The 13,859-nt window shown below is 34.0% G+C and carries 12 protein-coding genes; 8 read left to right on the forward strand and 4 right to left on the reverse strand.

The window, feature by feature from the left end:
• Window positions 1-26 precede the first annotated feature (26 nt).
• The 4 genes from sufC to DNC80_RS04200 form a co-directional block, all read right to left on the reverse strand.
• The gene (gene sufC, locus DNC80_RS04185) at window positions 27-779 is read right to left on the reverse strand and encodes a Fe-S cluster assembly ATPase SufC (protein ID WP_144890122.1); all 753 of its coding nucleotides are present in this window, start codon (window positions 777-779) and stop codon (window positions 27-29) included.
• A gap of 64 nt (window positions 780-843) precedes the next feature.
• Window positions 844-2,292 (reverse strand): Fe-S cluster assembly protein SufB, encoded by a 1,449-nt coding sequence (gene sufB / locus DNC80_RS04190; protein ID WP_158730390.1) that lies wholly within the window; start codon window positions 2,290-2,292, stop codon window positions 844-846.
• A gap of 44 nt (window positions 2,293-2,336) precedes the next feature.
• A complete protein-coding gene (locus tag DNC80_RS04195) occupies window positions 2,337-2,705 on the reverse strand; it encodes a four helix bundle protein (RefSeq protein ID WP_182649488.1) in 369 nt (122 codons plus the stop codon).
• A gap of 44 nt (window positions 2,706-2,749) precedes the next feature.
• Window positions 2,750-3,079, reverse strand: coding sequence for an iron-sulfur cluster assembly accessory protein (locus tag DNC80_RS04200; RefSeq protein ID WP_144890116.1), 330 nt, complete (start codon window positions 3,077-3,079; stop codon window positions 2,750-2,752).
• Window positions 3,080-3,339: 260 nt separating this feature from the next.
• Here DNC80_RS04200 and DNC80_RS04205 point away from each other — a divergent pair, with 260 nt between their 5' ends.
• The 8 genes from DNC80_RS04205 to DNC80_RS04240 all read left to right on the forward strand — a co-directional run bounded on the left by DNC80_RS04205 (window position 3,340) and on the right by DNC80_RS04240 (window position 13,529).
• The gene (locus DNC80_RS04205) at window positions 3,340-4,299 is read left to right on the forward strand and encodes a YjgN family protein (protein WP_182649490.1); all 960 of its coding nucleotides are present in this window, start codon (window positions 3,340-3,342) and stop codon (window positions 4,297-4,299) included.
• Between the two features lie 3 nt (window positions 4,300-4,302).
• Window positions 4,303-5,373: a M48 family metallopeptidase gene (locus DNC80_RS04210; RefSeq protein ID WP_182649492.1), complete on the forward strand. Its 1,071-nt coding sequence runs from the start codon at window positions 4,303-4,305 to the stop codon at window positions 5,371-5,373.
• Window positions 5,374-5,504: 131 nt separating this feature from the next.
• Complete coding sequence (locus DNC80_RS04215) at window positions 5,505-6,362, forward strand: MBL fold metallo-hydrolase (protein WP_182649494.1); 858 nt, start codon at window positions 5,505-5,507, stop codon at window positions 6,360-6,362.
• Window positions 6,363-6,573: 211 nt separating this feature from the next.
• A complete protein-coding gene (locus DNC80_RS04220) occupies window positions 6,574-7,710 on the forward strand; it encodes a hypothetical protein (protein ID WP_182649496.1) in 1,137 nt (378 codons plus the stop codon).
• A 6-nt stretch (window positions 7,711-7,716) separates the two neighbouring features.
• Window positions 7,717-9,378 carry a hypothetical protein gene (locus DNC80_RS04225; RefSeq protein WP_182649498.1) on the forward strand — a complete coding sequence of 554 codons (1,662 nt, stop codon included), beginning with the start codon at window positions 7,717-7,719 and terminating at the stop codon, window positions 9,376-9,378.
• Window positions 9,379-9,561: 183 nt separating this feature from the next.
• A complete protein-coding gene (locus tag DNC80_RS04230; protein WP_182649500.1) occupies window positions 9,562-11,190 on the forward strand; it encodes a S8 family peptidase in 1,629 nt (542 codons plus the stop codon).
• A gap of 63 nt (window positions 11,191-11,253) precedes the next feature.
• Entirely contained in the window at window positions 11,254-13,122 is a 1,869-nt protein-coding gene (locus DNC80_RS04235; protein ID WP_182649502.1) for a M1 family metallopeptidase, read from the forward strand.
• Window positions 13,123-13,136: 14 nt separating this feature from the next.
• Complete coding sequence (locus DNC80_RS04240; protein WP_182649504.1) at window positions 13,137-13,529, forward strand: hypothetical protein; 393 nt, start codon at window positions 13,137-13,139, stop codon at window positions 13,527-13,529.
• Window positions 13,530-13,859: the final 330 nt, after the last annotated feature.

The following is a 13,859-nucleotide window of genomic DNA, read 5'->3' on the forward strand; positions in this document are numbered from 1 at the left end:
TTAAACTTTAAACTTCAAACAAAATTTTAAGCTTCTTGTTCTTGTTTAATCCAGTCGTATCCTTTTTCTTCTAGCTCGTGGGCTAATTCTTTTCCGCCAGATTTTACAATTTTTCCGTTGTACAAAACGTGAACAAAATCAGGAACGATATAATCAAGCAATCTTTGGTAGTGTGTGATCACTACTATAGCATTTTTATCGCTTTTTAGTTTGTTAACACCATTGGCAACAATTCTCAAAGCATCGATATCTAGTCCAGAATCGGTTTCGTCAAGAATAGCTAATTTTGGTTCTAGCATAGCCATTTGAAAAATTTCGTTACGCTTTTTCTCTCCACCCGAAAAACCTTCGTTTAAAGAACGTGACAAAAATTTACGGTCTATTTCTAGTAATTCTGATTTTTCACGAATCACTTTTAGCATTTCGTTTGCAGGCATTTCCTCCTGACCGTTTGCTTTACGTGTTTCGTTGATAGCTGTTCTCATGAAATTAGTTACTGAGACACCTGGGATTTCAACAGGATATTGAAACGAAAGGAAAACACCTTTGTGTGCTCTTTCCTCTGGAGCCAATTCTGAAATGTCTTCGTTATCCAAAAAGATTTCTCCTTGAGTCACTTCATAATTTTCGTTTCCTGCAATAATTGCCGAAAGGGTACTTTTCCCAGCACCGTTTGGTCCCATAATCGCGTGGATTTCTCCCGCTTTTACTTCCAGGTTAATTCCTTTTAATATTTCTTTGTCGCCTATTGATGCGTGTAAATTTTTTATGCTTAACATTAGATTTTATTTTAAACCATTAAGGTATTAAGATTTATTTAGTTTTTTATCCGTAGTCTAATTATTATCCCACCGACCCTTCAAGAGAAATTTCCAATAATTTTTGTGCTTCTACTGCAAATTCCATTGGCAGCTTATTCAATACATCTTTACTGAAACCGTTTACAATTAATGCAATTGCTTTTTCAGTTGGAATACCTCGTTGATTGCAATAGAAAACTTGGTCTTCGCCAATTTTACTAGTCGTAGCCTCGTGTTCTATTTTTGCCGATGGATTTTTACTTTCGATGTACGGAAACGTATGTGCTCCACAATTATTCCCCATTAATAAGGAATCACATTGCGAAAAGTTTCGAGCATTATCAGCATTAGCACTAATTTGGACTAAACCACGGTAACTGTTTTGTGATTTACCAGCCGAAATTCCTTTGGAAATAATAGTCGATTTAGTGTTTTTACCTAAATGGATCATTTTGGTCCCTGTATCTGCTTGTTGGTAATTATTAGTTACTGCAATAGAATAAAATTCACCAGTTGAATTATCCCCTTTTAAAACTACCGATGGATATTTCCAAGTTACTGCTGAACCAGTCTCCACTTGTGTCCAAGAAATTTTTGCGTTTTTCTCGCAAATTCCTCTTTTGGTCACAAAGTTATACACACCACCTTTACCTTCTTTGTTTCCAGGATACCAGTTTTGTACAGTTGAATATTTTATTTCGGCATCGTCTAAAGCAATTAACTCCACAACTGCAGCGTGCAATTGATTTTCATCTCGGCTTGGTGCAGTACATCCTTCAAGGTAAGAAACATAACTTCCTGCGTCAGCTACTAATAGAGTTCTTTCAAATTGTCCTGTACCGGCTTGATTGATACGGAAATAAGTAGAAAGTTCCATTGGGCAACGAACGCCTTTTGGGATGTAACAAAACGATCCGTCAGAGAATACGGCCGAGTTTAACGCAGCATAAAAGTTGTCTTTTTGCGGCACTACAGTTCCTAAATATTTGCGTACTAATTCTGGATGTTCTTTGATGGCTTCAGAAATACTCATGAAAATGATTCCTTTTTCGCCTAATGTTTTCTTGAATGTAGTAGCTACCGAAACGGAGTCAACTACGATATCCATGGCAACATTATTCATCATTTTTTGCTCATCCACAGAGATGCCTAACTTTTTGTACATTTCTAAAAGTTCCGGATCTACATCATCTAATGTTTTATTAGGATCTACTGCTTTTGGTGCTGAATAATAGGATATCGCTTGGAAATCAGGTTTTACATAATGTACGTTGGCCCATTCTGGCTCTGTCATTTGCTCCCAAGCACGAAAAGCCTCAAGACGCCAATCGGTCATCCATTGTGGTTCTTCCTTTTTTTGAGAAATGGCACGAACGATATCTTCGTTTAAACCTATTGGAAACGTTTCGGCTTCCAGTTCTGTGTAAAATCCGTATTCGTATTCTTTATTTTCGAGTTCGATTTTTAAGTCGTCTTCTGTATATTTACTCATTTTGATTTAAAGATTTAAAGATTTAAAAATTCAAAAATTGAATATTAAACTTTATTATTTGTGTCTAAATATTTAATAAAATTAGAAAGGTTTTGAGAGATTTCAATAGTTAAATTATAACTTATTTGAATTTCTTCATGATTGCAAAAACCTAATTCTCTTGATAATATCAACATATTTCTAACCTCAGCACAACTGCCTTTAGAGATTTTTAAATATCTTGTAAATTGTCTATTATTGTTGTATTCTGAACCTTCGGCAATATTATTTGTAATTGAAACTACAGCTCTTTTAATTTGATCTTTAAAACCAAATTCCTTTTCTAAAGATTTATTGTTTAATAATTGAAAAACTAATTTGGTTAAGACAATACCTTTTTTATGGACATCAAATTCTTCAAATGATTTTGTCATACTTTCATTAATCTTTTAATCTTTTAATTTTTCAATCTTTAAAATTAAAGAGAGAAACTCTCACCACAACCACATGTTCTAGTTGCATTTGGATTATTAAAAACAAATCCTTTCCCGTTTAATCCGCCAGAAAATTCTAAAACGGTTCCCGCTAAATAGAGAAATGATTTTTTTTCAACAGCTATTGTAATGTCGTTGTCTATGAATATTTTATCGTCTTCGCCTTTGTTGTTATCGAATTTCAAATCATAAGATAAACCGGAACAACCTCCGCTTTTCACACCAACCCGCACATAATCTGTAGCGGCGTCAAAACCATCGTCTTTCATCAAGTCGATAATTTTCTTTTTGGCAGTATCAGAAACTTTTATCATGTTTATGTTGTTTTGCAATAACATATTGATTGTTAAAACTCATCTAGCATCTTTATTATCAGAGCTTTAAATTTTAAGCCAATTGTGTTATCTTGATTTTGTCTAAATTAACCGCAAAGATACTATATAAAATACTTTTTCCATAATCAATAACATTTTTATAACTAATCTTCAAATAGAAAATACTTATTAGTTGTTTTTCAAAAAATTAAATTACTTTTAGTCCCTTATAACTTACAAATAACTAAAACAAACCTATTATGGAAGAAATTTTACCTGGAAAGATGGAGTACAATTTAGAATTTAAAGGAGAAGGCAAAGCTTTTTTTGGAATCGTAATCGTCAATTGGCTTTTAACAATTGTTACATTGGGAATTTATTATCCTTGGGCGAAAGCCAAAACGCTCCAATTTATGTTTGGGCAAACAACTTTAAATGATGATGCTTTTGCTTTTCATGGTACTGGGAAAGAAATGTTTAAGGGTTTTATAAAAGTCATTATATTATTTGCAATCTTGTTTGGGATTTTAAGTCTTTTCATCTATTTAGACCTTCCCTCAGTAGGATTGATATCGTTTTATTTGATAGTAATAGCTATTATGCCATTAGCAATTCACGGTTCTTATAAGTACAGAATGTCAAGAACATCTTGGCGTGGTGTACGTTTTGGTTACAGAGGCGATAGGAATGAATTTGTTAAACTTTTTTTTAAATGGATTTTTTATACTGTAATAACGCTTGGTATTTATGGTTCTTGGTTTAAAATGAACCTGCGTAGTTATGTTTTGAGCAACATTCGCTTTGGTGATGCCGAAATGAATTACGATGGTGATGGTGGGGATTATTTATTAATGAACATTAAAGGTTACTTTTTAAGTGTTATAACCTTGGGAATTTACTCTTTTTGGTGGCAAAAAGATATTTTTGAGTACTATGTTAATAATTTATCGCTACATAAAGAGGACAAAAGAATTGAATTTACATCAACAGCAACGGGAGCCGATTTTATAGGCCTTATAATTATTAATTTGTTAATGATTATTTTTACGCTTGGTCTTGGGTATGCTTGGGTTGTTACGAGAACTATGAAGTTCATATTTGATCATATTGAATTGGATGGCACGATAGATTTAAACAGTTTGCAACAAACCGAAGAGAATTTTAAAGACGCAACAGGTGACGATATTAGCGACTTTTTAGACATTGATTTTATAGTATAAAGTATGAGTAATCAGTCCGTAGGAATTTTTTTTGATGGCAAATCAGCTGTTCCGCAGCCTTGTTCACTGTTTTTGGATACGCAAAAAGGCATGCTTCTTTTTGAAACCGAAACGGGTCATCAAGAGCAGTGGTTGCTTTCAACTGTTAGTTTTGAAAATTTTGGAAACTCTTTGCAGTTGCAAAAACAAAGTACTGATGGTGTTACAATCCTTAAAATAACCGATGCTACATTTGCAGCGGCCATTCAAAAATTCAGGAAAGAGAACAACCATATCAATTGGTATGAAAAATTACTTGCTTCTGGTTTCAAGATGCATCTCGTTTTGGCGTTGGTTATTTTTGCCTTAATTGGACTGACTTATTTGTATGCCATACCTTGGGTTGGTGAAAAATCAGTAGTCCTTATTCCCGAAAGTTATGATAATACTTTAAGTGGGACCTTTATCAGTGACCATTTATTGTTTTCGGAGGTCGAATCTAAGAAGACCAAAGCTTTGAATGCTTTCGCAAAAGAGCTACAATTGAACAACAAAAAAAACTTGAAATTTATTTTTGTAGAAGAGGATATTGTGAACGCTTTTGCTTTGCCCGATGGTACTATTGTGGTTTATTCCGGAATTGTAGACAAGATGAAAAACTATGATGAGTTGGTCGCACTTTTAGGCCACGAGGCAGCGCACGTCAATCACAGACATTCCATGAAAATGTTATGCCGCAATTTGTCTGGGTATCTTTTTATCTCGGCAATTTTAGGAGATGCTAACGGAATTATGGCTACCATAGGCGATAACGTAAACAGTTTTCAGTCGCTATCCTTTTCGCGTGAGTTTGAACAAGAGGCTGATCGAGAAGGTTTTGCTATTGTGATTAAAAACAAAGTAGATCCAAACGGAATGTTGAACTTGTTTAAAAGACTACAAGATGAAGGTGATGCCATTATCCCGGAGTTTTTGAGTTCGCATCCTGTCACACAGCAGCGCATTGCAACCACTAGACAATTGGTTAAATCAACTCCGCACCAAGTTGAAGCAAATAGAAATCTGCAACAGTTGTTTCAACAATTAAAAAAATAATACAAAACCAAATTGCACTTAAATCATTACACCTCAGTTGTGTATTGGTTTTGGTGCAATTTGTTTTTACACACTTTTAGTTCGGTATCAATAAATATGCTTAATTTTAGAGCCAACAATTTTGATACACTATGAAACTATATCCAATAGAAACGGGTAATTTTAAATTAGATGGTGGCGCTATGTTTGGCGTGGTGCCCAAAACCATTTGGAATAAAACCAATCCAGCTGATGCCAACAACCTCATTGACATTGCAGCACGTTGTTTATTGATTGAAGAGGGCGACCGCCTGATTTTGATAGACACGGGAATGGGAAATAAACAATCTGATAAATTTTTCGGATACTATTCTTTATGGGGCTCTCATTCCTTAGATAAATCTTTGGCAAAATACGGTTTTCACCGCGACGATATTACGGATGTGTTTATGACGCATTTGCATTTTGACCATTGTGGAGGAAGTGTACAATGGAATAAAGACAAAACGGGTTACGAACCAGCCTTTAAAAATGCTAAATTTTGGACGAATGAAAGTCACTGGGAATGGGCCACAAAACCCAACCCGAGGGAGAAAGCTTCGTTCTTGTCTGAAAATATCTTGCCCATGCAAGAAAGTGGTCAATTGCATTTTATAAAAAGACCCGAAGGTGATTTCCTTGAAAAATCAGAATTAGGATTTGGAATCTTTTTTGTGGATGGCCATACAGAGAAGCAAATGATACCACACATTCAATATAAAGGTAAAACGATTGTTTTTTGCGCTGATTTATTGGCCACAGCCGGACACATTCCGATACCGTATGTAATGGGCTATGATACACGACCATTGCTAACTATGCCAGAAAAAACTAAATTTTTGCACGCTGCAGTAGAACAAAACCATTATTTATTTTTAGAGCACGATGCACACAACCAAATCATTACCGTGCAAAATACAGAAAAAGGTATACGATTACATGATGTATTTACTACCGAAGAACTATTTTAGATACCAACCTATTAAAAACAAGTCCCTTTTTACTATGTAATTAGGGATTTTTTTTGACTAATCCCTTATGTTAATATGAAATATAAGGAACAGCTGATTAGAGAGTTTGTGCAATTTTTAAATGAAGAATTATTTGAATTTTAGTAAGAGAATAAATTGTTTTTCTTGAATATAATAAATAGGTTTGTCACAAATTTATAAAAATACACCTATGAAAAAAACTTTAATTTTTTTGTTGTTTTTAATTTCTGTTACTATTTCAGCCCAAAAGGTAGACTTAGATCGTTTTTACTTTGATGTTAGTTATCAAGCACTTCCAAAAGAGCCTGTGCCTTTTGAAAAAAGAACCTATGCTTCAGAAGTTAAATTAGGAGGAAAAATACAAACGTATACAAACCCAACTTCATTAAATGAGAGAATTAATATTTATGGCTGGAAAAAAGTTGACGAAGGAGCAACAGTAAAAATCGCCTTATATATTGAAGATTTTGTAGAAAAGAGCGTTACATCTCAGGTGCGCGTTGAAGAGAATAAGGATAAAGAAGGCAGAGTAACAAGCCGTAGAGAGTATCATTACGTATTAGCAAAATACTCAGGAAGAGGATATGCAAAAATAGCAGGACCCCGCACACCAATTCCTTTAACAGCAAAACAAATTGAAGAAGAAAAGGCGAAGCAAGCAGCTGCATCTACGAACAGATTTTTGAAAAACGCAGTGGTAAAAAAAGACACAGTCTCTGATAATGGAGGATTTAATTGGAATTTTAACGACGACATAGAAGTTAAATCAGCTGAATTTCAGGACGCTGCATCGGCAATGAAATCTTTTAATCTTAATAGAAATGGTGTTCACGACAATACCTTGAGAGGTTATGTAGACGGTACCATGAACAGATTTAATACAAGTGTAAACTATTCTTATGGCTTTAAACCAATTAGTACTAACCAAATTTTGTGGATTTTAGACGCTAAAAATGAAGAGGGTGCTACTCAAATAGAAGCTATTCAGGCTGTTAGAGAATTATTTAAAAATATGAAAGCGGATCAGCCAATTGAGGATTTAAAAAGCAGCATGCAACCTTTAATAGATTATTTTGATACTTTAAAAACAAAATATGCTGATGATAGTAAACCAGCCCGTAAAATGAGATACTCCGCATATTATAATTTAGCCGTGATTTATTTACTAACAGACGAACCAGAAAAGACTATTGTTGAGGCAGAGAAGTTAATTTTCAATGACTATGACAAGTCAGATGGTAAAGAATTAATTAACCGCGCCAATAAATTAATAGAAGATTTTAAAATTGCAAATACCAGATCAACACACAACCCAACTCTTAATTAATCACGAATGAAAAAAATTACACAATTAGCATTAATAGGTGCCTTTACAATACTAAGTTGTAATGCTTACAGCCAGTTTTCACTAGGTAAAATGATCAGTAAAGTGGAGGGCTCTGGAACTCCAGCAGGTCAAGATGAAGAAAGAAAAAATACTTTGAATTTAAGAGGTCCTGAGGCTCCAGTTGACAAACAATACGGGAACTACAAAACCTATGAAATTAAACTAGATTTATCAACAGGTATTGAAGACAGTTTTGCATTTAGAAAAATTCCATATTCAAGTGAAAAAATTAATAACATTTTCTTTATCTCAGGCTTGAAAAAAACCAATGATGGAGAATTTAAAATTAAATATACAGTTTCAAGATTTGAGTCTATCAATGACGAAGATTATGTGCAGTCGTATTATCAAAAATCTCCTGCGTATTATATAGGAATGGAGTCTAACCTTGAAATCATGGACAAAACAGGCAAGGTTATTTATAAGAGGTATACAACGCCAAAAGTTAACATGTTTGTAACTGATCCAACCTATAGTTATGAAGCTTTAGTGACTCGAATTTTAACTACAAATTTCTATTCGATGTTACAAGAGTTTGAAGGTTTTTACTTGTATGGACCTGAAGTTTCGGGATTACGTTATTTTGATATTGAAAAGAAAAAAAAATCAAAATCAACCTTTAATCCAGATGAGTTCAATCAATCAGTTCAAGTATTACCTACTTTAGTTGATGTAGATAGAGCGGATTGGCCAAGCTTATTTAGTGAAGCTCAAAAGTATTGGAAAGAGTTTTTAGCTTTTGAAGATAAAAATGACGAGGATATTCAGAAAAAAGTTCGTTTTAGTGCACATTATAATTTAGCTACTACCTATTTACTTTTAGGTCAAGTTGAGGAAGCTACAAAATATTTAGATGGAGTAAAGGAAAACGAAAAAAGCTTTTTAGGAATACGTTCGCACCATCCGTTTTTAACAAGACTGGCAGCTAATATTGACGAGTACAAAAAAACTACTGAAAAAGCAACCACATTAGAGGCGATGCAAGCAGAGCCAATTTTAGCCTCATATAAAAAAGCTGCAACCGCTTTTAGATATGCTGAATTTGACGGAGAAGTTTTAGATGTAGACGGTAAGGTTTTCAAAGGTAAAGTTAGAATTGTTAGTGATTATCCGGAACTAGTAGATTTTAGAACGGAGTCGCAAGTTTCAGGACTGCGTTCCTTAGTTGATGGTATTGGTTCAGATAAAAGTACAGTAAGAATTTACATTGAAGGACAGAAAAAACCAGAACGCACTAACTTGAAAAAAGTGGCGAATATCAAAGACAATGAAGGTCATTTTTATATTGGAGGTCAAACTGGTAAAGGAGTAGGTCTTACATCTGATGTGAATACAAAAAGATATTCTTTGTTTGAAGAAATTAAAAAAGGAGAAAAAATATCTGTATTTCATGAGTTTTTCCCTCAAGATGCATACGTTTTGAAAAAACGAATTCAAGATGAATTTTTCAGTCCATCTGTTTTAATTGGTAGAAAAAAAGAATTAAGAGAATATTTTTCAGATTGTCCTAAAATGATTGAAAACATCAATAATGGACTTTATAATTTTGAAAATAAAGAAACTTACATCAAGATGTTTGAGGATTATACAGCATTATGCGGTAATTAATAAACCAAATAAATACAAGATCAAAGCTACCTTACAAGGGTAGCTTTTTTTATTGTTTTGAATCTTATCAAATAAAAAGTACATTTTTGTTTAAATTTTCTTAACATAGTGTTAATCCTTATATTTGTGTAACAAAATCAATTATTTTAGACCAATATTTCAAAAATAAATAAAAACAAACCAATGAATACCATTAAACCCATTTACATTTCTGCTTTTGCTTTTTTAGCATTGGTAGGTTGTGGAGCAGCAAAGCAAGTTTCAAGTGCTTCAACTTCTAATTTAGTTACCATTAGTGCACCTTTAAATGTTAAAAAGAAGGCGGCGCTTACTGAAAATGATCTAAAACGTTGGAGTCACCTTGATATAGTAACAGATACCATTCCTGGAATGAGCGTTGACAGAGCTTACGCAGAATTGCTAAAAGGAAAAAAAGGCGTGCCTGTTATTGTAGGTATTGTAGATTCAGGTGTAGATATTGAACACGAAGATTTAAAATCAGTGCTTTGGACTAATGCCAAAGAAATAGCAGGTAACGGCATAGATGACGACAAGAATGGTTACATAGACGACATTCATGGTTGGAATTTCTTGGGAGACATTACAAAGGAAAATCTAGAATACGAGAGAATCATCAAGGATAAATCGTTGGTGGATGAAAAAACATACCTAGAAGCTAAGGCTTTAAATGATAAAAAAGTTGCCGATGCAGCAATGATTAAGGCTCGCTCTACAGAAATGATTGAATCACTAGCATCAAGTGATGCCGCTGTTGCAAAACATTTAGGTAAAACGGTATATACTGCTGATGAAGTAAAGGCAATCGACACTCAAGATCAAGCCTTGCTTAAAAGTAAGGCTACAATGGTACAAATGTTAGGGTATGGTTTGCCTGTTGCCGAACTTAAAGTAGCGGTTCAAAAACAAAAAGACGCTCAAGATGCACTTCTTAATGGTGATAATCTTAAAACAGATTACCGTAAAGTTGTAGGCGATAATCCTAACGACATTAACGATACTAAATATGGTAACAATAATGTAATGGGTCCAGACAAAAACGAAATTTTGCACGGAACACACGTAGCAGGAATTGTAGCACAGTCTAGAAACAATAATTTAGGTGGAGATGGAGTTGCTAACAACGTTCAAATTTTAACCGTTCGTGCCGTTCCAGACGGAGATGAGTACGATAAAGACATTGCATTAGGGATTCGTTATGCTGTTGATAATGGTGCTAAAGTAATCAACGGAAGTTTTGGAAAAAGCTTTTCACCACACAGACAATGGGTTTATGATGCTTTAAAATATGCAGAGAAGAAAGATGTATTGTTTGTACACGCCGCAGGAAATGACGCAAAAGATATCGATTTTGCTGAGAATTTCCCAAATGATTCTGAAGATAAAGTAAAAGAGTTTGCAGATAATGTAATTACTATTGGAGCATTAAATTTTGAATACGGAGACAAAGTTGTAGCTCGTTTTTCAAACATTGGGAAACTGAATGTAGATGTTTTTGCACCAGGTGTAAAAATTTATGCAACTACTCCAAACAACGAATACCAATACTTACAAGGTACCTCAATGGCTGCGCCAAACACTGCTGGGGTTGCTGCTTTGATTCGTTCGTATTATCCAAAATTATCGGCTAAACAAGTTAAGCAAATCTTGATGGAATCTGGTGTAGCTATTACGACCGAAGTTATTGTTGGAGGAAAAGCAACTGACAAACGTTCGTTTTCAACATTATCTAAATCTGGTAAAATTGTAAATGCATACAACGCTTTATTAATGGCAGAGAAAATGTCAAAATAAATTAAAAAAAAACTTAATTTTATGGAAGGACAAATTGTCCTTCCATTTTTATTTTAACTACATATGAAAAAACTACTTTTATGCACCATCTTAGTGTCTAGCTTTGGTAATTTATGGGCACAAAATTCAAATTATTGGCAACAACATGTTGACTATAAAATGGCTGTTTCTATGGATGTATCAACGTATACATACAAAGGCACACAAGAATTAGTGTATACCAATAACTCTCAAGATACACTTAGAAAAGTATACTACCACTTGTTTAATAATGCTTTTCAGCCTGGCAGCGAAATGGATGTACGCATTCAAAACATTAAAGATCCTGACGGAAGAATGGTTTCTAAAATTAAAGTGGGCGACAAAGAAATTAAAGAAAGCCGTATCAAAAACTTAAAGCCTAACGAAATTGGATTTTTACACGTAACGAATTTCAAACAAGATGGTGTTACTGCATCTGCTAAAGAAGTAGGAACTATACTTGAAATTACTTTGGCTAAGCCAATGTTACCCAACTCAAAAACAACTTTTACACTAGATTTTGACGGTCAAGTTCCGGTACAAATTCGTCGTTCTGGACGCAATAATGCTGAGGGTGTTGAACTTTCAATGGCGCAATGGTATCCAAAACTTGCAGAATTTGATTTTGAAGGTTGGCATGCAGATCCATACATTGCTAGAGAATTTCATGGTGTTTGGGGCGATTTTGATGTAAAAATTACTATTGATAAAAACTATGTTTTAGGTGGAACGGGTTACCTGCAAAATCCAAATGAAATTGGTCATGGTTACCAAGATCAAGGCGCAGTGGTTACCATTCCTAAAAAAGCTAAAACACTAACATGGCATTTTAAAGCACCAATGGTTCACGACTTTACTTGGGCAGCTGATAAAAACTATATTCATGATATTGCCAAAGGTCCAAATGGTGTTGACATTCACTTTTTGTACAAAAACAATCCGCAGTACATTGAAAACTGGAAAAACTTACAGCCATTGACTGTAAAATTGATGGAGTTTTACAACAAAACTGTGGGTGAGTATCCGTACAAACAATATTCAGTAATTCAAGGTGGCGATGGCGGAATGGAGTATGCCATGTGTACTTTGATTTTGGGTCAAGGTAAATTTGAAGGATTGTTGGGCGTAACAGCTCACGAAATGGCGCACTCTTGGTTCCAACACGTATTGGCCTCAAATGAAACCAAACACGGCTGGATGGATGAAGGTTTTACATCTTTTCTGGAAGATTTAGGAATGAATGAACTTGCAGAGAAAAAAGCACAAAACCCGTTTGCGGGTGGCTACACAGGATATTTTTCAATGGTAAATTCTGGTAAAGAGTTACCTCAAGGAACACACGCCGATCGTTTTGATGAGAACAGAGTGTACAGTATTAGTTCGTACAGTAAAGGAGAACTTTTCTTGACACAATTAGTTTATTTGATTGGGAAAGACAATTTGATGAAGACTTTGAAAAAGTATTATAGCGATTTTAAATTCAAGCATCCAACGCCGAATGATATTAAAAGAACTGCTGAGAGAGTTTCAGGTGCTAACTTAGATTGGTATTTAACAGATTGGACACAAACAACCAACACGATTGATTACGGAATTAAAGAAGTAACCGAAAATGCAGGACAAACCAAAGTAGTTTTAGAACGAATTGGTAGAATGCCAATGCCAATTGATTTGTTAGTAGAATATACAGATGGAACAGTAGAAAGTTTTTATGTGCCTTTGCGCATGATGAGTTTTGAAAAAGAAAATCCATATCCAGCAATTAAAAGAACTGTACTTTCTGATTGGGCTTGGGCGTATCCTACGTATGAACTCAACATTCCAAAATCAAAATCTGGAATTAAAAGCATTACCATCGACCCGAGTAGTTTAATGGCTGATATTAAAAAAGAGAATAACGTTTTTAAATAGAAGTTGATTTTTACATGAAATTCAAATATAATGAAGCAACTGCTTCACTCGAAATTAAAGACGGTTTGAAGAGCCATTTTCTTATAGTACGATTGTTACTGATCGTGACTTTTGTCAATGCAATCTTAAATTTATCCAATGCTCAAGTTGCTTTTGGATTTATGAAATTGATTTGGTTGGTTTTAGGTATGGTATCCGCCATAGGATTGTATCTCTATTATTTCAAAAAAACGGCTACAGAAAATATTCCTTTAAATCAAATAATAGGAATTGAGGAACGTGTTTCGTTTGGTAGAAAAAAATATTTTCTAACGTTGAAAAACGGAAAAACAAGAGATTTGCTAGAAGTACACTCCGCATCCGATTGTAAACAGATCAACACGATACTCACTAAACATCAAAAATAACCCATTCTTTTAATGCCGCAAAACTTCTATTTTGCGGCATTATTTTATGATAATTTTTTATCTAAAAAATTACAACCAGTACTTATTTCTATTTTCTCCATAAGTAAATACACAAAATTAATACCTATATTAAATTTTGCATGTATAGAAAATTAGTATTTCAATATGAACCTTTCTAATAAATAAAATGCAATTACTACCCTATATGAGTGTATTCAATACCTCAATAGGCTTATTGATTGACTTTAATGTGAAGGATATTTTTCTATGAAGACCAAAAAGCTTTGGCAACGAGATGAATAGAAAAAACGATTTAAAAATAGATTTAAA

It is taken from the genome of Flavobacterium sp. SOK18b, from assembly GCF_014156605.1.
GTDB classification, from domain to species: Bacteria; Bacteroidota; Bacteroidia; order Flavobacteriales; family Flavobacteriaceae; genus Flavobacterium; species Flavobacterium tiangeerense.

Excerpts from the sequence above, each read along its gene's own strand:
- sufC (WP_144890122.1), bottom strand. The coding sequence starts at position 779 with ATGTTAAGCATAAAAAATTTACACGCATCAATAGGCGACAAAGAAATA.
- sufB (WP_158730390.1), bottom strand. The coding sequence starts at position 2,292 with ATGAGTAAATATACAGAAGACGACTTAAAAATCGAACTCGAAAATAAA.
- DNC80_RS04195 (WP_182649488.1), bottom strand. The coding sequence starts at position 2,705 with ATGACAAAATCATTTGAAGAATTTGATGTCCATAAAAAAGGTATTGTC.
- DNC80_RS04200 (WP_144890116.1), bottom strand. The coding sequence starts at position 3,079 with ATGATAAAAGTTTCTGATACTGCCAAAAAGAAAATTATCGACTTGATG.
- DNC80_RS04205 (WP_182649490.1), top strand. The coding sequence starts at position 3,340 with ATGGAAGAAATTTTACCTGGAAAGATGGAGTACAATTTAGAATTTAAA.
- DNC80_RS04210 (WP_182649492.1), top strand. The coding sequence starts at position 4,303 with ATGAGTAATCAGTCCGTAGGAATTTTTTTTGATGGCAAATCAGCTGTT.
- DNC80_RS04215 (WP_182649494.1), top strand. The coding sequence starts at position 5,505 with ATGAAACTATATCCAATAGAAACGGGTAATTTTAAATTAGATGGTGGC.
- DNC80_RS04220 (WP_182649496.1), top strand. The coding sequence starts at position 6,574 with ATGAAAAAAACTTTAATTTTTTTGTTGTTTTTAATTTCTGTTACTATT.
- DNC80_RS04225 (WP_182649498.1), top strand. The coding sequence starts at position 7,717 with ATGAAAAAAATTACACAATTAGCATTAATAGGTGCCTTTACAATACTA.
- DNC80_RS04230 (WP_182649500.1), top strand. The coding sequence starts at position 9,562 with ATGAATACCATTAAACCCATTTACATTTCTGCTTTTGCTTTTTTAGCA.
- DNC80_RS04235 (WP_182649502.1), top strand. The coding sequence starts at position 11,254 with ATGAAAAAACTACTTTTATGCACCATCTTAGTGTCTAGCTTTGGTAAT.
- DNC80_RS04240 (WP_182649504.1), top strand. The coding sequence starts at position 13,137 with ATGAAATTCAAATATAATGAAGCAACTGCTTCACTCGAAATTAAAGAC.